We start from the raw sequence: 20,277 nt of genomic DNA on the forward strand, positions 1-20,277 counted from the left end.
ATATGCCCAAAGAAACCGTGATCCGCCTGCGCGGGGTGCGCAACCAGTTCGGCAGCCATGTTGTGCATGACGGTCTGGATCTGGATGTCTACCGCGGTGAGGTTTTGGGCGTGGTCGGCGGATCGGGCACCGGAAAATCCGTTCTGCTGCGTACCATTGCGGGGCTGCAAATTCCCAAGGCGGGTGAGGTTGACGTGCTGGGTACCGATGTGCGCACCGCCTCCGAGAATGAGCGCCAGATGCTGGAGCGTCGCTGGGGTGTGATGTTTCAGGATGGCGCGCTGTTTTCTTCGCTGAATGTGCGCGAGAACGTCGAGGTGCCGATGCGCGCGGTCAAAGGGCTGGACCCGGATCTACGCCGCCAGATGGCCGACCTTAAAATCTCTCTGTCCGGCCTGCCCTTCCTTGCGGGCGATAAATTCCCGTCCGAGCTGTCGGGCGGGATGCGCAAACGGGCTGGCCTTGCCCGTGCGCTGGCGCTGGACCCCGAGATCCTGTTTCTGGATGAGCCGACAGCCGGGCTGGACCCGATCGGGGCGTCCGCATTCGACATCCTGATCCGCCAGCTTTCGCAGACCATGGGGCTGACGGTGTTTCTTGTGACCCATGACCTTGATACATTGCACGCCACCTGCGACCGTATTGCCGTATTGGCGGAAAAAAAGGTGCTGGTCACCGGCACCATGCGTGAGATGCTCGACGTGGATCACCCATGGGTGCATGAATATTTCCACGGGCCCCGTGCCCGCGCGGCGAGTGACGCCATACCTGCAAAGAAAGACCCGTAAGCCATGGAAACCAGAGCAAATTACGTTTTGATCGGCTTGTTCACGATCCTCGGATTTTTGGGCATGCTGGCTTTTGCCCTTTGGTTCGCACGCGTAGAGATTGACCGCCAGTTCGCCTACTATGATGTGAAGTTCACCTCTGTCTCGGGCTTGGCGCGGGCGTCGGATGTGCGCTTTGCGGGGCTGCCGGTTGGTCAGGTGGTGGATGTAAAACTGTCGCCCGACAATGACGGCACCATCGTCGCACGGCTGGAAGTCGCGCAAAACACCCCCGTGCGCACGGGGTCAGTGGCCACCATTGAAAGTCAGGGCGTGACTGGTGTCTCATATGTCGGCATCAGTGCGGGCGATCCGGCAGAGAGATTGCTGCGCGATGTATCCGAGATGGAAGTCCCGCAGATCGAGGCGGGACGCGCCTTATTGCAAAGCCTGTCCGAGGATGCCCCGGCGCTGCTCTCTGAGGTTTTGGGCGTGGCCCGCGATATCCGCGGCCTGTTCACCGAAGAGAACGTCGGGCGGATCGACAACATCCTTGCCAATCTTGAACTGGCCTCGGATGAATTCGCGCAATCTCTGGATGATTTCTCGGTCGTGGCAAGCTCTGTTTCCGGCTTTGCCATCGAGATCTCCAATTTCAATGCCATGCTGCAAGGGCTGACCTCCAAGGCGGAAAACCTGTTCGATACCGCCGATCAGATGCTTGTTTCCTTTGCCGAACTTGCCGAAGATACCAAGACCACCGTGGCAACGGCCGAAACTACCCTGAATGAGACCACCAGGACGATGACCTCGGCGCAGGCCTATATCGACGATGATCTGGCCCGCATGACCCAAGAGCTTTCCGATGGTTTGACCGAAACCCGCGACCAGATCGCAACACTGGGGGCAGATGCCCGCGCCATGATCGCGGAATTCAAGCGCACGGGTGAGTTGGCAACCAGCAGGCTGATAGAGGCCGAGGCCACCATCAAGGCCACCGACGAGATGATCGTGCAGTTGAACACCACGCTGGAATCAATGGATCAGGCCTCGATCAGCTTTGATGATCTGGTCACCCAAGACGGCGCCGAACTGGTGGCCGAGGCGCGTGCCGCCCTTGCCCCCATCGCCCGCGCGGCGCAATCCGATCTGCCCGCAATGGTGGCCGATATCCGCACCGCCACCGCCACCGCCAATCAGGTCATGACCGATGTCGGCACGGCCCTTACCTCGGCCAGTGACAAGGTTGACGGGCTTATGGATGAGGCCAGCATCTCGCTTGCCGCCGTCACCGACAGCTTTACCCGCGCCAATACCACGCTGGATGCGATCAATTCCGCGCTGGCGGTGGGGGAGCGTACATTGGTCGCCGCCGAGAAAACCTTTGACGGGGCTGACCGGATTATCAATGACGATATCGCAGCCATCACCGCGGATCTGCGGCGCACCATCGACGGGCTGGACAAGGCAATTGCCGGGGTCTCGGATGCGATCCCGCAGGTCACATCCGATCTGACCGCCGCCTCCAATGCCGCGCGCGAAACCTTTGAGCGGGTCTCCGGGCTGGTCGCATCCTCTGATCCGCCGATCCGGGATTTCACCACAAGCGCCCTGCCCCAGTTCACACGACTGGCGCGCGAAACCCGCGAGTTGATCAACAACCTTGACCGGCTGACCAGCCAAATCCAGCGTGATCCCGCACGTTTCTTCCTTGGGGGCGATACCCCTGTCTATAAACGCTAATCTGAAAGAGGCCCGCTATGACCCTGCGCCCCTATCTGGCCGCCCTTTGCACCGTGGCCCTGCTGTCCGGTTGCTCTGCCATCTCTGTGTTGAACGGTGCCACCACGCCGCTTGACGCCTATGACCTCAACGCCCCTGCCGACCCGACCCTCGCGCGCAGCACGACCGGGCGGCAGGTGGTGGTGGAACTGCCCTCATCCCCCGGTGCGCTGGCGACCGATCGCATCCTGATCCGCCCGCACCCGCTGCAGGCTGCCTATTTGCCCGAGGCGAAATGGACCGAGGAAACCCCGACCATGCTGCAAACCCTGATGGTGCGCAGCCTTGAGGACAGCAACGCCTTCCGATTTGTCGGGCGCAGGCCGCTGGGGGCATCGGGCGACTATGCGTTGCTGTCGGAATTGACGGATTTTCAAGCCGAAGCCACCGAAGACGGCAAGGCCGCGACCATTCGCCTGCGCATGACGGCCCGTCTGGTGCGCGAGGATGACGCGCGCGTGATGTCATCGCGCAGCTTTACCAGCACGGCCGATGTCGTCTCGACCGAAACACTGGACCTTATTGAGGGGTTCAACACCGCCAATCAGGCGATGCTGTCAGAGGTGACACAATGGGTGCTGACAAGTTTGAACATCGGGCTGAAACGCTAGTGCCCGTAGCGTTTCAGATGACCATATCATCACGGTGGATCAAGGCGGCACGGCCAACCGAGCCAAGGATCGCCTCGATCTCACCCGATTGATGGCCTGCAATTGCCCGCGCTTCTGCCGCGGTATAGCGTACCAGCCCCTTGCCCAAGGCCGCGCCATCCGGCCCCACAATCGCCACTGGATCACCGCGCCCAAAGGTACCGGTCACCATTTTAACCCCTGCGGGCAATAGCGATTTCCCTGCGCCTAAGGCGGCCACTGCCCCCGCATCAATATGTATATCCCCGCGCGGTTTCATCGCATTGATCCACCGTTTGCGCGCCTGCTGCGGGTTGGCTTGCGGCACAAACCATGTGCGCGCCGCACCGTTTAACAAGGCCTGCAAGGGGCGAATGTCCGAGCCTTCCATGATCGCCATCGCGCAGCCCCCCGCCACGGCGGTTTTTGCCGCCAAAAGCTTGGTCTTCATCCCGCCTTTGGACAGGCCGGAAATCGGATCGCCGGCCATCGCCTCAATCGTGGGGGTTATATTGTCGATCACGTCGAACCGCTGGGCCGAGGGGTCTTGTTTGGGGTTGGCGGAATAAAACCCGTCAACATCCGACAAAAGGATCAACTGGTCCGCGCCCACCGTTACCGCAATTTGCGCGGCCAGACGGTCGTTGTCGCCAAAGCGGATCTCATCGGTGGCGACGGTATCGTTTTCGTTCACGATCGGCACCACGCCCAGACCCAAGAGGGTTTCCATTGTGGCGCGACTGTTCAAATAGCGCCGACGATCCTCGGTATCCTCCAGCGTGACCAAGACCTGACCCGTGGTGATGCCGTGAGGGGCCAGCACCTCTTCATAGGTGCGCGCAAGGCGGATCTGCCCGACGGCAGCGGCGGCCTGAGATTGCTCCAGCGCCAATTCGGCAAAGGGCAGGCCCAAAATCGTGCGCCCCAAGGCAATGGACCCCGAAGACACAAGGATAACATCCGTCCCCCGCGCCTTGGCGGCCGCCACATCCTGTGCCAAGCCGCACAGCCAGTCACGCCGCAACCCTTTGGCCCGGTCCACCAATAGGGCCGAGCCGATCTTGATAACCAGCCGTTTTGCCTGTGTAAGGTCCGGTGCGATCAGGGCTGCCAAGGCGTATCATCCGTTTCGACAACGCGCCCCGCAACAATCTGGGCATAAATGCTGCGCAACACCTCGGTGAGGCCCTCGTTGGAAACACCTGAGATGGCAAAGACATCCCCCGCAACAGCGCGCAATTCGGCCAGTCGTTCGGCTTGGGTTTCCGCGTCCAGCGCGTCGATCTTGGTCAGGGCGGTGATGCGCGGCTTGCAGCCCAGCTCATCAGCATAGGCTTCCAGCTCGGTCACGATGGTCTGGTAATCCTCGGCCACATTCTCCGAGGTTCCATCCACCAAATGCAGCAAAACCGAGCAGCGTTCCACATGCGCCAGAAACTGCACCCCAAGGCCGCGGCCCTCAGAGGCGCCCTCGATCAGGCCCGGAATATCGGCCATCACGAACTCATGCCCGTCGATGCCGACAACACCCAGATTGGGCACCAATGTGGTGAAGGGGTAGTCGGCAATCTTGGGCCGCGCATTGGAGACACTGGCCAAAAACGTGGATTTACCGGCATTCGGCAAACCGACAAGCCCCGCATCCGCGATCAATTTCAAGCGCAGCCAGATCGTGCGCTCCACGCCTTCCTGTCCTGGATTGGCCTTGCTTGGCGCGCGGTTGGTTGAGGATTTGAACTGCAGGTTCCCCCAGCCGCCATTGCCACCTTTGGCAAGCTGGACCCGCTGGCCCACCTCGGTCAGATCGGCCAGGACGGTTTCCTCATCCTCATCCAGAATTTCGGTGCCAACCGGAACGCGCAACACGATATCTTCGCCGGTTTTGCCAGTGCGCTGGCTGCCCATACCGGGTTGGCCGGATTTGGCAAAAAAATGTTGCTGATAGCGGAAATCGATCAGCGTGTTCAGCCCGTCGACCGCCTCTACCCAAACAGAGCCGCCATTGCCGCCGTCGCCGCCATCCGGCCCACCGAATTCGATAAACTTCTCACGCCTGAACGACACACACCCCGATCCGCCGCCACCGGAGCGGATATAGACTTTGCAAAGATCAAGGAATTTCATGGGGCGGGCCTTCTGGATTGGTTCAAACCAAGCCGATACAGGAACCCGCCCGATATCTCAAGTCACCGTAGCGCGGTCAGCCCATCTTGCGCAGATAAGTCCAGGTTTGTACCTGTGCATTGCGCGCCACGCTGAAACTTTCGGCGTCGCCAAGATAATCGAAGCCGCAATTGGTCAGCACGCGCGCCGATCCGGGGTTGTCCTGAAACACCTGCGCAAAGACCGCTTTATTGCCCAGCGGGTTGGTCTTCATCAGCGCGCCAACTGCCTCAGAGGCGTATCCGGTATTCCAAAAGGCCGGGGCAACCCAATAGCCAATCTCTGACTGGTCCCGGTCCATCTGTTTTAGCGAAATAACGCCAAAGACCTCGGGCAGGTTCTGGAGTGTGCCATCCATGACCCAAATCCGTTCGTTTGACTCCGCCGACATCGCGCGGGCGACAAAGGCCTCGGTCGCGCCGGGCGGCAAAGGATGCGCAATTGAGCTGGTGTGCATCGCAACCCGCTTGTCCCCCGCATAAAGGGCCAAAAGCCCCGCATCCGACACACGGACAGGCCGCAAGACGAACCGCGCTGCCGCAATCGCATCCTTGACTTCAATAGTTTGCAAGATCATCGCGCCCTCCTCCGAAAGCACATCAGGGTCGTTTTCCTGACTTATTTAGGGAACCCGCGCCAGAATAATAAGGCTTGGGCGATATGGTTTCGCATCCCTCCAGAAATGCGAAGGGGGACCGGCCTTTCAGCCGATCCCCTTGTTACATGTCTTTGTAACGGTTGGCTTACTCAGCTGCTTCCGCAGCTGGAAGCACAGAAACAAAGGTGCGGCCCTTGAGGCCTTTTTTGAAGGTGACCTGACCCTCGACCTTGGCAAAGATCGTGTGATCCACGCCCATACCGACACCCTCACCCGGGAACATTTTGGTTCCGCGTTGACGGATGATGATATTGCCCGGAATGGCCGACTGGCCCCCGAACAGTTTCACGCCCAAGCGGCGACCGGCTGAGTCGCGACCGTTACGGGATGAACCACCAGCTTTTTTATGTGCCATGGGGGATTACTCCTCGCTCGAAGCAGCTTTCGCTGCTTTTGGTTTCGCTGTTTTCGGCTTTGCAGCAGCTTTCGCTTTTGCAGGTGCCTTAGCTGCCGAAGCGGCATCAGCATTATGGGCCGCGCGGCGGGCATCGGCCGTGCCGATTGCTGCCTTGACGTCCGACTTGTCAGCACCGCTTGCCAGAACGTCGGTCACACGCAGCAGCGTCAGCTGTTGACGGTGGCCTTTGGTCCGCTGGCTGGAGTGTTTCCGGCGACGCTTTACATAGTGGATGACCTTGGGGCCTTTGATCTGTTCGATCACTTCGGCCTGAACGCCAGCACCCGCGACCAGCGGTGCGCCAACGGTCAGCTTATCGCCACCAACCATCAGAATTTCATTGAACTGGATCTTGTCGCCAGCAATGCAGTCAAGCTTTTCAACACGAAGGATATCCCCCGCCTGAACTTTATATTGCTTGCCGCCTGTCTTGAGGACCGCGAACATGGTCTTTCCTTTTCATTTCTTCGCGTCCTGCGGCCCCGGCTGGATCCGGTGTTCATCGCTGCCTTCGGACGGCGCGCCCTGATTGGGCGTGACAATAACAAACCGGGCCAAATGTCACCATTTGTCCACGATACGCGCTTATCTCGGATGCACTATCCAAAGTCAAGCCTTTCGACAGGCCTGGAGCACGCATTATCGCAGCGGTTCGACGCGGTCAAATATCCTCGCCGATCATCCGGCTGGCCGCTGCACGCCCTAGATCCTGCGAGATGGACGCAAACACCTGATCAAACGCACCGAATAATGCCAGATTCAGTTTACGCCCCGCAGGGCTTTGGGAAAAGGCGAGATATTGCGCCATCTCGGCCTCTGACAGCGGGCCATAGGCAAGCACAAGATACGGGTAAATCCAGCGTTCGGTCTGGGCGCGGATATCCGGCTCTTGCGCCCAGACTTCCATCAGCATCTCTTCCTCGCTCATCTCTTGTGCGAAGCCGCCCCCCTCAGCCAAGCCCATAAAGAAGGAAAAATTGGAGTTCATTGCCCCGGAAACATTCATGTCGATCAGGTCGTTGACATCCGCGAATTGCTGCAAGACGCCAAATTGTGGCGCCGCCTCTGCCATCATCTCGTCAACCTTCGCGACGGCTGCATCCTCTACCGCCTCATCCATCAGCGCGGTTCTGGCCTCCACTTCCAAGGTCAGGATGCGTTGCCCCAGATTCGTGTCAAAAAACGCGGTGATTGCCGGAATAGCGTCTTCCCCCGCCACGAACTCCGCGGCCAATGCGGTTTCAAACCGTTTTCGCATTGTTGCGATGTCATATACCAGGCCGACCACCTCCTGCCATGCCGCGCCGCCCTTGCCAGGAAAGAGATCCGCTTCCATGTCGCGGCCATAGCGCAGCCCCTCTAGCCGCATTACTTGCAGCACGGCATCAACCTGCAACACATCCATCAGCCCGGTCATTGAGGGTGTGGCCTGTTGCGCCAGATGCAAAGGCCCTGCCCTGCCCTGCCCCACTGGGGCCCCAACAAAGCAGCACACCGCTGCGACACAACAAATGAAACGAGAGGCGATACGCATGACAACTGTCCGCAAGATCAGGAGGGTTTATATCTAGCGCCTCTACTATTCGTTGCCAACCCGTCGCGCAAATGACATGCGCGGGTTTGCGGAAGAATGATTTTTTGCCGACAGCACAACAGGTCGCTAACACCAAGCAGGCAGGCCCTCTGTCAAACAGGAGCTGACAAAGCGATTACCCCCCAGGGAGGGCCAATGGTAGCAGCAGACGCAAAGAGGTCTTGGCATCACACACGGTGGAACCCCGCCCTCAGCAGTAGTGGCAAAATAGAGCAAAGCAGTTCCCGCCAAACAGTTATTGGAAACCAGCCCCCAATCCTAGACAAGCTTTTTCGGAACGAACCAGCGGCGCGCTTCGTCGGCAAGACAACGGACTAAAATTACAAGTCACTTTATCTCATCCAAGAAAAATACCTACCAATCGAGCTTGTGCATGGAAAACAGGCTTGCAACCCACCGCCCGGCAAGCTAAGTCGTCCGCCAGACGATCCCCGCCGCGGAGAGGTGCCGGAGTGGTCGAACGGGGCGGTCTCGAAAACCGTTGAGCCTTCACGGGTTCCCAGGGTTCGAATCCCTGTCTCTCCGCCACATTTTCTTTTTAAGTTATTGATTTAGATGGAAAAAATGATAATTTCACTTAGTTGATCCCCCGTTCGATCCCCCATCGAATTCTGGAACTCCTAAGAACTTAATGTTGATCGCAGCAAGTTAACACCTAAAATTCCATTGTGCTTCCGCGTTCTTAATGTGGACTGATGTTATCACGTCACATTAAGGTAGCTGTATATCTGAGGTGCCACGGGCTCCAAAAGCAATCTGAGAGAGAATTCAAAACATGGTAAAGCTAAGTGATATTGACTTAAATGAGGTTAAAGAATTCTATTGTCACGGAGGTGAAGAAGGTTACAGAACTGTTACTGTGGAGCGGACTATAAAAGTTCTCACGCAAAATTATGATCGCGGGAACAGCAAGGCGCCCATCACATCAATCAACTTATTCTTGGAAGAAGGTGGAGCGGTAATTCGACATAATGGTCAGCTTGTAGTGGTTGAAACCGGTGAGATCCTAGCTCCATATCGTGCCTGCATGATGGACAAGTCTGTTGTGGTGGTAGACGCAAATTAGACCTTATGGGATTTGCAGTTTCCCTACATTCACCGATTTTTATCCTGCATTGTGGAAGGAGCGGCGGATACGAAACTGCAATCCCGCCGCCCTATGCTGCTAATCCCGCTAATCTGCTAATCTATGTCTTAATCTACATATGCCAAAAACGAGGTTCCAAGCAAACAAAATGCCTCGGCTCCGTCCTCTTCGCGCAAAAAACCAGAAACGCCCGTTATATCACTAAAGAGAATAGGAACGATCATCTGAAATTTTTGGTATCCAGCGTACCCACCATAAATATTCTTTGCGTTGTATTCTCCGCAAACCGCAACATGAAATGGCGATCCACTCCTCGCAATGGGTATCTGGTACGAATTTGTGATTGTAATTTTCGCTGTATCTGGGTCCAAGAGGCCAGACTTTACCTCTTTGAAAACGGCTTCTTTCATGGTGTTCGTTAGCCCTACTTGCTTTTCCAGAGGCCATCTTACCATGTGCGCGACAATCTGATCTCTGCTTTGCCCAACGCTGTACTTCGTTGCGTAGTCTTGCATAGCTTTTTTAGTCTTAGGTCCGAATATACCGTCGGCTTTTTCGTCGAGCATCCTTTCTTGTCGAAGTCGTGTTTGAAACGCTTGCTCAAAACTAAATGTTTGCGATGAGGCTATATCTGGTAATGTTAGAGCAATTGAAAGCGTAATAAACATAGCGGGATTTTTTGCCATAATCGGTCCTCATCTTAAAATACCGCAGAAAAACTATACTGCGATATTTTTATATTGTGTTTTAAATTGTTTAGTGAACTATTGACTAGAATGGTTGGCAGCGTAACCGGTTATTATTGGCTAGGCATTTCAGAGGAATGGTAATGCCTAGCCGCTTTACTTGCTAGTGCTTTGAATATCAGGTCGCCTTGTTTGTTGCGATTTTGTAGGCTTCTTTGCGTGCGCTTCCCCGTATCACAGCGCCAGCGTCTAGCTTAACAAGCCAGCCAGCATCTTCAAGGGTTTTGATTGCAGCTTTCGCCGCTTTCAATTCCCGCAATTGATTCGGGCCAGACTGCACCACTTCACTTGGTAGGATCTCTGGGTGTTGCCACTTGTCCAGCAACCAAACCCGCAAGCTTTCGGCCTTGGCGGTTTCGGCTGATATGATTGCCGCATCTTTCAGGCGCAGGGCTTCGTTCAAGTAGAACTCTGCCAGTTCCACGGCATCTGTCATCGTTGCCGCTTCCACTTGCCTTGCATCAAGATCAGGCCAGAGCGTTAGAACCGCTGCAATCCGTGCCGCGTGTTCGGCGGCTTTGGATGCATAACCCGTAACACCTGCATAGATCCCGCTGCCATCCATCGCTGTTTCGACCTTGTCCGAGAACTGGATCAAAACGTCACGCGCTTGTGCTGACAATGGCAAAACGCGGGGCGAGAGAGCGCGTGTCTGTTCATCCATTGGCATTGCCGTTTCAAGTATAGCTGTCAGGCGTTTTGAGAACGCGCCCAGCGCAGCCGGGTTAGTGCGTGTCTTGGCATGTAGCCTTGTGCCAATCGTGCTTGGCGGTTCTGTGATCAAAAAGCGTGGTAAAAACCCCGTTTCGGCTGTCAGTGGATCCGCCATGAAGTCGCGCAGCACAGCGGGTTGCGCCATCAAGTGAATAGCAAGCCTACGCCCAAACAGAGTGCTGCACCCATCCCCAGATCGTGTGCGCTGGATCGGGTTGCCCTGCCATAGATCATTGAGCGCGGCCAAAGTTTTAGTCCTTTGGTCTTTGGACATTGCAAAGCCGCCAAGGAACTGCCCGCCTTCATCCGAGAACAAGCCTATGCTTGGTTGCCCTTCTGTCAGTTTGCGCACCAACCCTTCAAAGGTCGGTTCGGACACTGTGCGATCCGTAGATGGCGGTGGCGTAGGTTCTGGGCCTAACGCTTCCAAATCGGCACGCGCACTTGCTGCAGCAACCTTGTCTTTGGCTTTGCCCGCGTCATGAACACATTTCTTGTGTTGTGCTTCCCATACAGCAAACGCATTTTTGTAGCGATCTATATCACCCCGTTGGGTGTCTGCCTGTTCTTTTTCAAACATCCGCAAGCTTTCCATCAAGGGTGCGTCACACTTGATTTGCGTTCACCTGAAAGTGCTATCGTCAGGCAGTAAAGCGTGCTTGGCCTGTTGCCGCCAAGGGTTTCAACATCCGCAAAACTTTGCACAGCTAAGGAGGCAACCGACAAAGCGGATTGCGCAGGAATTGCCATAGGGGCTTGGGTTTGGCCTTGTACGGCCTCTACCACCTCTCTGAGCGGCCCTAGCGCGTGAATGGGATAGGGCGCGCCTTGGGGGATAGAGCGCACAAGCGGTTGCGGGCCTTCGGCCTTGAATGGTGTTGGGGTGATTGCGTTCATGCTGCACCGCCTTTCATGTTCAAATAATCATTCCAATCTTGTCCTTGCGGGGCGGGAAGCAGGGACACCTCCCAGCCCAGCGCGCTTGCCCTTTGCGCCAATGCCTGAGCCGCCCTTAATCCTGCGCCGTTGTCGTCACTGTCAGAAGCTATGATCATCTTGTGAGGCAAGGCAGGCAGGGAAAGCCCCTGCATCCCAGAGGTGGAAAGCGCCGCCCAGATCATCGCAGGGCCATCCAGCAAGCCACTGGCAAGCGATAGAGCCGTTTCAGTGCCTTCAGTGATAACCAGCGGCCCCGCACCATCCGTCAGCCTCACAGCACCGCCTTTGCAGGTGCCTAGCATTGCCTTGTTCGGGCTTAGATCTGCCTTAGCGCCGCTTGCATCCAAATAGGTGCGATGCACGGCAAACGCTTCGGCCCCTTCGATCCGTGCTACCATTGCAGGAACGCGCTGGGCGCTATGGTGCCAGCATTCAGGACTGAACCGTAAAGCTGAGGGCAAGGCGCAAGTAATGCCCCGCCGCCGCAAGTAAGTTTCCGCCAAAGTGCCTGCAATCGGCTGGGCGCTGTCCCAGATCCCCCGCGCTTGGGTTGCACGTTGGACCAGTTTGGCTTTTTCCTGCCTGCGCCGTCTTGCCAACTCGGCTGGATCGGGCGGGGTGTAGGTGCTGCGCCCTTCGATCAACCCCATGCCCTTGAGGGCATCCAGAATATCCAAGAAGTCACAGCCCGCATGGCAATGCGCCAAAAGCTGCCCCTGTGCGCCTTCAGACAAGCTGAGGGCCGGGGTTTTGGTGTTGTGGTGCGCTGGGCAATAGGCAAGGCCGTAGCCCCCATGCCAGCGCCCCTTGAGAGCGGTTGTGATCTGCTTTGCATCGCTCATTGTGCCGCCCCCATGATCGGGGAAGGAACAAGCATCGTTTGACGCTTGGTTTCGCTTTGTGCTAGGTAACTCTCAATCGCCAGTGACCATTGGCAAGAATTATGAGCTGGATCCTGCGCCAACAGGGTTCGGCTCTTTTCTGTTTTAAGTCCCATAATCAAACCTCATTGCGAAGTTTGAGGCCATCAAGCCAAGCGGCAATATCAGCTTCACGCCATCCAACTGCACGCGGTCCCAGCTTCACAGCTTGGGGGAATGTGCCTTTAGACATAGCCGCATAGATTGTAGATCGGGAAAGCCCTGTCAGTGCCTCAACGGCGGGCCGTTTTAAGATTTTAGTCACAATCAAATCCTTTCAGTTTGTTGAATGTGACCTGTAATTAGGGGCAAACCTTTGGACAGTGGATTGCAATGTCCAAACAAAATGTCCATGCTTGAATGAAGGGTCTTTAAGGATTGAAAATCCTTTTGTTTCTTGTCCAGAGTTTTTGGTTTGCGCCTCGACTGCTCCCTAGACCATTCTCAAAAGTCAGTTTGGCCGCTTGATTGATCGATATGTTTCGATCACTCATTTCTTTCATGGATTTAAGGATTTGAACGGTGCGGGGGCCTAAAGCTTGTTTCCGCGCCACCCCCCCTGCCTTCCTTGCTTTCTGGCCTCGAATATCTCGTTTTATCATCAATCCAAAGTCTCGCCGCCATTCGCGGTCTTTTTCGAATTCTGCTATCTGAAAGATGCGAACGAGGTGGCCCTGATAGGTATTCTCCCTCTCTGTGTTGATCATGGCGCAAAGGTGGTGAATTTGTCCGGCATACCATTCCTCTGAAAACACATCTGCTGCATTCATGGCGTAGACATCCCCTAAACCGCTGCCATGACTTGGCTTGCCAAGTTCTTCCCAAAGCCGCCTTCCCTCAATGGGGTCTTTGTCCGCAACAAGTACAATATCCCGCTCAATCTCGTTTGTAGGTTCGCGGGTTTTGGGGATCCAGCCTAGCCCTACTGTGAATTTTACAGCCATGTCTGGATCTGGATACCCGCTCGCTATGAGGGTTTCTTTGCTTTCTTTCATCAAACCTTCGATGTGATCCCAAAATGGATTTTCGGGCGGACCGTCCCAGTCTTTCCGCGTGCCATCCTCTTTGAGGGGTTGTCTATGGATCCGAGTGTGAATGCCATCACTACCCAAAACCGTTACTTTCTCATTTGGCTTGGGTTCAGTCATGAATGCGGTCCTACAGTTTCGTGGCGACTAAGTAGCTGCCCCAATCATCCATCAACGTACGCCGCTTTTCAAACAGATCCGAGCGTGCATAAGCTGCTTCGGAGGCATCCTTGATGCTATGGGCAAGCGCAGCTTCGGCCACTTCGCGTGAAACGTTTGTCTTTTCCTGCACCCATGTGCGGAATGACGTTCTAAAGCCGTGAATATCAACATCAAAGCCCAGTTCCTTTACGAGCTTTGAAAGGGTCATGTCTGACAAGGGTTTGCCCTGCTTTGTCCCTGCAAACACAAGATCCCCGCCATCGCTCAAGTCTTTAGCTTCCCGCAAGATATCTACGGCACGCGCACAAAGGGGAACACGGTGTTCGCGCTTCATTTTCATGCGCTGGGCGGGAATAACCCATTCGGCCTGATTAGCAGGATTAGCGGAATTAGCAGGGGGGCTGTCGTCAAACGTGATTTCAGTCCAAACCGCTTCCCGAACTTCACCAGAGCGTGCCGCTGTCAGGATCAGGAACTCAAGAGCAAGCTTTGTGGTGCGTCCAGCGCCGGAAGCTTTCGCCACCTCAATGCAGGTCGCTACATCGCGATAAGACAGCGCCTTGCGGTGTTTCACTGCCTGGGTTTGCTTGGGAAGGGCTTGGCCTATGTTTTGGGCGGGATTGTCTTGCCGCCACCCTTGAGCAATGCCCCATTTCATCACTGTGCCAATCCGTTGCCGTACCCGCCGCGCTGTTTCCTGCTTTGTAAGCCAGATCGGGGTAAGAACTGCCAGCACGTCTGCTGTCGTGATTTCACCAATTTTATATTTCCCTAATGCGGGAAATGCGTATGTTTCCAGAGTGCTGATAAACTGCGCCGCGTGCTTGGGGTTTGACCAGCTTGGCTTTTGCAGTTCATGTACCTTGCGGGCGGCTTCTTCAAAGGTCAGCACAGCTTGATTTTCGCGCTTGGCTTTCAGGGGATCGCCGCCAGAACGTGCAAGCTTTAGGTTTTGCAGTGCTGCTTCCCGCGCTTCGCCCAAACTTACTAGATCGGCACTGCCCAATCCCATTTCAGTGCGCTTGCCCCTAATCGTGATCCGTTGCACCCACTGCTTTGCGCCATTGGTTTTGACTTTGAGAAAAAGGCCATTACCATCGAAGTGCTTGCCTGCTTCTGTTGTCGTGCGGACAAAAGCGGCTGTCAGCGCCTTCTTCGGAGTTCGAATCCCTGTTTCAGCCATCTAACGATCCCCCAAATGATCCCCCACTATATCCATGAATACACTAGATCTTACAGGAAGTCACGGCACATAAATTTATGCTAATGCTCTGGCAATGCTAACTTTATTAGATTTTCTTGGACCGCTTTGGAAGTGAAGCAGGCAGACTGTCTCTCCGCCATTACCTATTAAAACATTAGGTAAAATCGTATAGTTGCTAGCTTACCCCACATCACACCCCACAAAGAAAAAACGCTTGGGAACTGTTATGTTTTGCATTTGGTTGCATGGAATCGTTACAGATATTTTTGTTACTTAACTTAGCGCACTGAGCTGGCCCTGATCTCGCTCCTGTTTAGTTCCCGTCCGCTCGCATGATGAGTGACCGCTTCGGGCCATTCATGACTTTGGGTTTGCCCTCGACGAAAAGCGGAAACCGAACCTTTGCTGCGTGTGCGAATGAAGATTCCGATAGTCAACGGACAGGCAATTGCGGGCGGTGTAAAATTGGGTGTCCTTGGGCTTTTTGCCGTTCGGAGGGACGATGCCCGAAGAACTGGCGACGGAAATACCATGCTCTGGCGTATAATGGGTTGTCGCCACGGTTTCCGCCCGAAAGGCCTTAGTTTATGAAAACATTACGCATCCTGATTCCGCTCGTCTTAGCGTTGGCCGCGGTTGGTGGCTGGTTCTATTTGGCCCAGAACGAAGCCGAGGCCCCTCCGACGACGGCTCTTGTCAGACTTGGCACCGTTGAAGAGACGGTGCTGGCGTCGGGCACGATGGAGGCCAACCAATTGGTCAGCGTTGGCGCACGGGTCTCGGGTCAGATCGAAACACTGGCAGTTGCCCTTGGTGACGAGGTCGAGAAGGGTGACCTGATTGCGCAGATCGACAGTCAGGACCAAGAGAATGCTGTGCTGACGGCAAAAGCGAATCTGGCCAATATAAAGGCCCAGATCGCCGCCAAGAATGCCAGTTTGGTCAAGGCCAAGCGGTCGCTGGACCGGCAGATAAAGCTGACCACCTCGGATTACGGCTCGAAGGAGGATCTTGAGGCAGCCCAGGCAGAGGTTGATGTCTACAAAGCCGAGCTTGACGCGCTGGCCGCACAGCAAGAAAGCGTTGAAGTCACTGTATCAACTGCGCAAATTGCGCTTGACCGGACCAAGATCACTGCGCCGATTTCGGGGGCCGTCGTGGCAATCGTCAATGATGAAGGCCAGACGGTGAATGCCTCGCAAAGCGCGCCGACAATCGTCAAGCTTGCCGATCTGGACAGTATGGTGGTGAAGGCGGAAATTTCCGAGGCTGACGTGGTGCATGTGAAACCCGCGCAGCAAGTGTTCTTTACCATCTTGGGGGAGCCGGATCACAAATTCTCTGCCACAGTGCGCGCTGTCGAACCTGCGCCTTCGGCAATTGAGACCAGCGACACCATCTCGACCGATGTGGCGATTTATTACAATGGGTTGCTGGACGTGGACAATCCAGACCATTTGTTGCGCATCGGCATGACCGCCGAAGTCTCGATCATTCTGAACAAGGCGGAAAACGTGTTGACCGTGCCGTCCTCGGCGCTGACCAATGACGCTGATGGCGACACCGTCAAACTGTATGATGCCGCGGACGGCACAACGACGGTTGTGCCGGTTGAGGTCGGGCTGAACAACAAGATCAGGGCCGAGATCAAATCGGGCTTGGTTGAAGGCAACAGGGTTGTTACCGGCACTGCCGTCACGACCCCCAAGACGTCACAGAGCAATACCGGCATGCCTCGGGTGAGGATGTGACGATGGAGGAACCGCTGATTTCCGCACGCGGGATCTCGCGCAGCTTTCAGGCTGGCGATGAAACCATCACAGTCCTGCGCGATGTTGATGTTGATATTGGCCGGGTGAGATGGTGGCGATCATCGGGGCTTCTGGCTCGGGTAAATCAACGCTGATGAACATCCTCGGCTGTCTCGACCGCGCCAGTTCGGGCAGCTACAGCTTTGCCGGTCAGGATGTCAGCGAACTTGGCCCCGATCAGCTTCCCAACTGCGGCGCGAGCATTTCGGCTTTATCTTCCAGCGCTATCAACTTTTGCCCGATCTTGACGCGGTGGGCAATGTCGAGGTGCCCGCGATCTATGCCGGTGAGGGCCGCGCAGATCGGCACAAGCGCGCCTCTGATCTTCTGGGCCAGCTTGGTCTGGCCGACCGGTTGGACCACCGCCCCGGCGAGCTTTCGGGGGGGCAACAGCAACGGGTTTCCGTGGCACGCGCGCTGATGAACGGCGGCGAGGTCATTCTGGCGGATGAGCCGACCGGGGCGCTTGATACCAAAAGCTCTCAGGAAATGATCGATCTGCTGTTGGAGCTGAACCGCAAAGGCCACACCATCGTCATGGTTACCCATGACCCCGAGGTCGCCCAGCATGCCCATCGCACGATCGAGATTAGTGACGGGCGGATCATCTCGGATACACAGACGGCCGCCAAGGATGTAACGGATGCCAACCGATTGGAGCACGCCCCGCGGAAAACGGGCACCGGGGCTGCGCTGTTGCGGCTGCGCGAGGCGTTTGAAATGTCGTTCAAGGCGCTTTTGGCGCATCGGGTGCGCTCAATTCTGACGATGCTGGGCATCATCATCGGTATCGCATCAGTGGTGTTGGTTGTCGCATTGGGAACCGGCACCAAAGAAAAGGTGCTCGAAAGTATTTCATCGCTTGGGACCAGCACGATCACTGTTCGCTCGGGCACGGGGTTCGGCGCGCGCGATGCGGCCAAGGTGGAAACGCTGATGCCTTCGGATGCTGATGCGCTGGCGCTGCAACCCTATGCCGACAGTGTCTCGCCTTCAGTCGCGACCCAACGCAACGTTGTCTATCTCGGCACTGCCTCGGAGGCAGCCATCAACGGGGTGAGCGGGGATTATTTTCAGGTCCACAATTACATCACGGTGACCGGCAGCACCTTCGCCTCCGACGATGTTATCGACCGCAGCCAAGTCGCGGTGATCGACGAGGATACGAGCGACACGTTTTTCGACGCGGGCAATGACCCGGTTGGCAAGGTTTTGCTGCTGGGTGGCGTGCCGGTGCGCGTGATTGGGGTGGTGCGCTCCAGCGGGGCAAGCTTTGGCCCGGAATCACTGAATGTATGGGTGCCCTATACCACGGTGATGACGCGGATTTCCGGGCAGAATTTCCTTGATAGCGTCGAGGTGCGGGTGAGCGATGATTACGACACCACGAGTGCCGAGGCAGAGATCAACGCCTTGCTGACCACCCGCCACGGCACCAAGGATTTCTTCCTTTCAAACTCGGACACGATCCGCGATACGATGACCTCGACCACGGAAACGCTGACCTTGCTGGTGGCGATGATCGCTGTGATCTCGCTGATCTTGGGCGGGATCGGGGTGATGAATATCATGCTGGTATCCGTCACCGAGCGCACAAAAGAGATCGGCGTGCGCATCGCGATCGGGGCGCGGCGGTCGGATATTGTGGCGCAGTTCTTGATCGAAGCGGTGCTGGTGTGCCTAACAGGTGGCGTCATAGGGATCGCCGGAGCCCTGATCGGCGGGCAGATGGTGGGGTATTTCTCGTCCGATGTGCAGCTGAGTTTCTCGGCTACGGCGATTGTTCTGGCTTTCCTGTCCTCGACCCTGATCGGGATTACCTTTGGCTATTTGCCAGCGCGGGCGGCGGCAAGGCTCGACCCGGTAGTAGCGCTTAACCACGCGTGAGAGAAACCGGGTGCTATTATCGGTTAACGTGAACGTCCTACATCGCAAGTGGTGAGGATTAAGGTGCCATCGCCACTGAAAATCACGACACAGCCTAAAACAGACGCGTGTCGCCGCGGCGCAATCCAGCTCGGCGTGAAGGCGATACTAGCCCAACTTGCAACCTTCCAGCCACCAAACTCGACCGTCCTAGCGCGGCATATCGCAAATAACTTCAAAGGTTCAGCGACGGAAACCCTTCGAGCACATGTTATAATAGCAGTTAACAAAGAGGCAGGACCCAATGCAGCACCTAATGAAACGATGCGCCACTATTCTGGTCTTGGCAACGACAGCAGTCGCTGTTGTGCCAATGACGGCTATGGCGGACAAGGTCGTTATAAAGAAGGCCCCCTATAGCAATAACACCAAGGTGAAGATCCCCTATAGCCACGGCCCTAAGGTAAAGGTGGTGAAACAGCAACGCCATCGGCATGCAGTTGGTTACCAATTCCGCAAGCAGGATATAATCGTTGTCAAAGACTGGAAAAAACGTGGCCTGCCGAACCCCGGTCGTAACGAGGTTTACGTCTCTGATGGAAGCGATATCTACTTGGCGGTGGCTGCAACGCTTTTGGTTACAGCTTTGATTAACTAAGAAGCGCCCAGAGTATTTGACTAGCGCTGTCCGCGCTGCGGTTATTCGTTTTCAGAAATGCTGTGTTGTCCACGCACGGAAGGAATGCGAAAGCTGCGGCGCGGCCAAAAGCGCACCGGTCAATGTCTCCTTTGGGCCGGGTGCTCTCCCCAGAAGCTTTTGGCAAAGGATGTTCACATGCCCCATTGGGCGAACAGCGCGCCAAATAATCATCAATCTCTACTGCGCAGGACTGATTTAGTTTAGCGATCAAAGTCTATGTATCTTCATTTGCGCGTTCCGTACCCACGTAGTTGCCGTTGATGCGCTGCGCAGCGAAAGTGCGGTTTCCACCCTTCTTGGAAAAATGTTGCACGAAGGCAATTGGACCATTGCCAGATTTGCACCCGAATTGTTTATGAAAACTATGCGTGGTGAATCCGATGCTCATTTCTGCCATCAGAAACGCCTATTTTTTGACTATTATTCTAGCAGTTACAGTAGCTTATCCCGGCAGCAATCACCCCTCAATCTCGGCGCTCCAATAGAGATAGTCCAGCCATGTATTGTGAAGCTCTTCTTTTACCAAGGGCATTTTCCGTGCAATCCGGTCCAGCTCTGGCGGGGTTGGGCGAAATGGCGATCTTAAAAGTTTCATTCTTGCCTCGCCCGGGGTTCTGTTCGCCTTTCTAAGGTTGTCGGGGCCACAAGAGGAGACAATATTTTCCCATGTTGAATGCCCGTTACGGCTTTTGGGCACGACATGGTCGAACGTCAGCTCATTGGCCGGGAGACGTTCTCCGCAATACTGGCATCTGAATTCGTCGCGCAGAAAGACGTTATACCGCGAAAATGGCACATGTTTGCGTTTCCGGTAGCGTTTAAGCACGACAACGGCCGGCACCTCAAAGGCCTGTCGCTGGGTTTGGATCAGAACATCATCATAGGATTTCACCTGGATCACCCGCTCTTGCATCACTGCGACCAGCGCTTGCTGCCAGCTCCAGGCTGATAGGGGAGCCCAGCTCAGGGGTTGGAAATCGGCGTTCAGGACAAGGGTTCTTAGGCCCGAGACAGAGGCGTTCATGCGATGCCCTCCGAAAAATGTACTGACGAAATCCGGCGGTCTGCCGCAGCCAAAAATCGTCGCGTTTTGAGTGGCGTTATATCAAG

General features: G+C 55.8%; 22 protein-coding genes, 1 tRNA gene and 1 pseudogene. 9 read left to right on the forward strand and 15 right to left on the reverse strand.

What is annotated here, in order from left to right; genetic code table 11:
• Positions 1-2: 2 nt before the first annotated feature.
• Genes AKU94_RS05880 through AKU94_RS05890 form a run of 3 tightly spaced genes read left to right on the forward strand, consistent with a single transcriptional unit; the run spans position 3 to position 3,160 of the window.
• Positions 3-788 carry an ABC transporter ATP-binding protein gene (locus AKU94_RS05880; protein WP_050526462.1) on the forward strand — a complete coding sequence of 262 codons (786 nt, stop codon included), beginning with the start codon at positions 3-5 and terminating at the stop codon, positions 786-788.
• 3 nt (positions 789-791) lie between these two features.
• Positions 792-2,510 carry an MlaD family protein gene (locus AKU94_RS05885; protein ID WP_050526375.1) on the forward strand — a complete coding sequence of 573 codons (1,719 nt, stop codon included), beginning with the start codon at positions 792-794 and terminating at the stop codon, positions 2,508-2,510.
• A gap of 17 nt (positions 2,511-2,527) precedes the next feature.
• Positions 2,528-3,160: an ABC-type transport auxiliary lipoprotein family protein gene (locus tag AKU94_RS05890; protein ID WP_050526376.1), complete on the forward strand. Its 633-nt coding sequence runs from the start codon at positions 2,528-2,530 to the stop codon at positions 3,158-3,160.
• 13 nt (positions 3,161-3,173) lie between these two features.
• Here the strand turns inward: AKU94_RS05890 and proB are convergent, their stop codons facing one another.
• The 6 genes from proB to AKU94_RS05920 form a co-directional block, all read right to left on the reverse strand.
• On the reverse strand, positions 3,174-4,292 hold the full coding sequence (proB, locus tag AKU94_RS05895) for a glutamate 5-kinase (RefSeq protein ID WP_050526377.1): 1,119 nt from the start codon (positions 4,290-4,292) through the stop codon (positions 3,174-3,176).
• Positions 4,280-5,302 (reverse strand): GTPase ObgE, encoded by a 1,023-nt coding sequence (obgE, locus tag AKU94_RS05900; protein WP_050526378.1) that lies wholly within the window; start codon positions 5,300-5,302, stop codon positions 4,280-4,282. The genes proB and obgE overlap by 13 nt, the downstream gene beginning before the upstream one ends.
• A gap of 76 nt (positions 5,303-5,378) precedes the next feature.
• On the reverse strand, positions 5,379-5,918 hold the full coding sequence (locus tag AKU94_RS05905) for a GNAT family N-acetyltransferase (RefSeq protein ID WP_050526463.1): 540 nt from the start codon (positions 5,916-5,918) through the stop codon (positions 5,379-5,381).
• Positions 5,919-6,084: 166 nt separating this feature from the next.
• On the reverse strand, positions 6,085-6,354 hold the full coding sequence (rpmA, locus tag AKU94_RS05910) for a 50S ribosomal protein L27 (protein ID WP_050526379.1): 270 nt from the start codon (positions 6,352-6,354) through the stop codon (positions 6,085-6,087).
• 6 nt (positions 6,355-6,360) lie between these two features.
• A complete protein-coding gene (gene rplU / locus AKU94_RS05915; RefSeq protein ID WP_050526380.1) occupies positions 6,361-6,843 on the reverse strand; it encodes a 50S ribosomal protein L21 in 483 nt (160 codons plus the stop codon).
• A 214-nt stretch (positions 6,844-7,057) separates the two neighbouring features.
• Positions 7,058-7,813, reverse strand: a complete 756-nt coding sequence (locus AKU94_RS05920; RefSeq protein WP_050526381.1) for a DUF2059 domain-containing protein — start codon at positions 7,811-7,813, stop codon at positions 7,058-7,060.
• Between the two features lie 615 nt (positions 7,814-8,428).
• Here AKU94_RS05920 and AKU94_RS05925 point away from each other — a divergent pair.
• Positions 8,429-8,518, forward strand: a tRNA-Ser gene (locus tag AKU94_RS05925).
• 247 nt (positions 8,519-8,765) lie between these two features.
• Positions 8,766-9,056 carry a hypothetical protein gene (locus tag AKU94_RS05930; RefSeq protein WP_050526382.1) on the forward strand — a complete coding sequence of 97 codons (291 nt, stop codon included), beginning with the start codon at positions 8,766-8,768 and terminating at the stop codon, positions 9,054-9,056.
• A gap of 128 nt (positions 9,057-9,184) precedes the next feature.
• Here the strand turns inward: AKU94_RS05930 and AKU94_RS05935 are convergent, their stop codons facing one another.
• The 7 genes and pseudogenes from AKU94_RS05935 to AKU94_RS05960 form a co-directional block, all read right to left on the reverse strand.
• A complete protein-coding gene (locus AKU94_RS05935) occupies positions 9,185-9,763 on the reverse strand; it encodes a hypothetical protein (RefSeq protein WP_157056436.1) in 579 nt (192 codons plus the stop codon).
• Between the two features lie 178 nt (positions 9,764-9,941).
• Positions 9,942-11,434, reverse strand: a pseudogene (locus AKU94_RS05940) (YfjI family protein).
• The gene (locus AKU94_RS05950) at positions 11,431-12,318 is read right to left on the reverse strand and encodes a DUF7146 domain-containing protein (protein WP_050526386.1); all 888 of its coding nucleotides are present in this window, start codon (positions 12,316-12,318) and stop codon (positions 11,431-11,433) included. The pseudogene AKU94_RS05940 and the gene AKU94_RS05950 overlap by 4 nt, the downstream one beginning before the upstream one ends.
• A complete protein-coding gene (locus tag AKU94_RS19610) occupies positions 12,315-12,473 on the reverse strand; it encodes a hypothetical protein (RefSeq protein WP_157056438.1) in 159 nt (52 codons plus the stop codon). Before AKU94_RS19610 ends, AKU94_RS05950 begins: the two co-directional genes overlap by 4 nt.
• A gap of 2 nt (positions 12,474-12,475) precedes the next feature.
• A complete protein-coding gene (locus AKU94_RS19075) occupies positions 12,476-12,661 on the reverse strand; it encodes a helix-turn-helix transcriptional regulator (RefSeq protein ID WP_408633671.1) in 186 nt (61 codons plus the stop codon).
• A 106-nt stretch (positions 12,662-12,767) separates the two neighbouring features.
• Complete coding sequence (locus tag AKU94_RS05955; RefSeq protein ID WP_157056439.1) at positions 12,768-13,544, reverse strand: hypothetical protein; 777 nt, start codon at positions 13,542-13,544, stop codon at positions 12,768-12,770.
• Positions 13,545-13,554: 10 nt separating this feature from the next.
• Positions 13,555-14,769 carry a tyrosine-type recombinase/integrase gene (locus AKU94_RS05960; RefSeq protein WP_050526388.1) on the reverse strand — a complete coding sequence of 405 codons (1,215 nt, stop codon included), beginning with the start codon at positions 14,767-14,769 and terminating at the stop codon, positions 13,555-13,557.
• 608 nt (positions 14,770-15,377) lie between these two features.
• Between AKU94_RS05960 and AKU94_RS05965 the strand changes: the two genes are divergently transcribed.
• The 4 genes from AKU94_RS05965 to AKU94_RS05975 all read left to right on the forward strand — a co-directional run bounded on the left by AKU94_RS05965 (position 15,378) and on the right by AKU94_RS05975 (position 19,125).
• Positions 15,378-16,541 (forward strand): efflux RND transporter periplasmic adaptor subunit, encoded by a 1,164-nt coding sequence (locus AKU94_RS05965; protein WP_050526389.1) that lies wholly within the window; start codon positions 15,378-15,380, stop codon positions 16,539-16,541.
• Between the two features lie 2 nt (positions 16,542-16,543).
• On the forward strand, positions 16,544-16,696 hold the full coding sequence (locus AKU94_RS20860; RefSeq protein WP_232295695.1) for a hypothetical protein: 153 nt from the start codon (positions 16,544-16,546) through the stop codon (positions 16,694-16,696).
• 139 nt (positions 16,697-16,835) lie between these two features.
• Positions 16,836-18,488 (forward strand): ABC transporter permease, encoded by a 1,653-nt coding sequence (locus tag AKU94_RS20645; RefSeq protein WP_269744956.1) that lies wholly within the window; start codon positions 16,836-16,838, stop codon positions 18,486-18,488.
• Positions 18,489-18,771: 283 nt separating this feature from the next.
• Positions 18,772-19,125, forward strand: coding sequence for an RcnB family protein (locus tag AKU94_RS05975; protein ID WP_050526390.1), 354 nt, complete (start codon positions 18,772-18,774; stop codon positions 19,123-19,125).
• A 256-nt stretch (positions 19,126-19,381) separates the two neighbouring features.
• On the opposite strand, the gene AKU94_RS05980 is transcribed toward AKU94_RS05975, so the two are convergent.
• Entirely contained in the window at positions 19,382-19,564 is a 183-nt protein-coding gene (locus AKU94_RS05980) for a hypothetical protein (protein WP_050526391.1), read from the reverse strand.
• Between the two features lie 60 nt (positions 19,565-19,624).
• On the reverse strand, positions 19,625-20,191 hold the full coding sequence (locus AKU94_RS05985) for an HNH endonuclease (protein WP_050526392.1): 567 nt from the start codon (positions 20,189-20,191) through the stop codon (positions 19,625-19,627).
• Positions 20,192-20,277: the final 86 nt, after the last annotated feature.

Origin of the sequence: Pseudorhodobacter aquimaris (assembly GCF_001202025.1) — a bacterium.
Taxonomy (GTDB): Bacteria; Pseudomonadota; Alphaproteobacteria; order Rhodobacterales; family Rhodobacteraceae; genus Pseudorhodobacter; species Pseudorhodobacter aquimaris.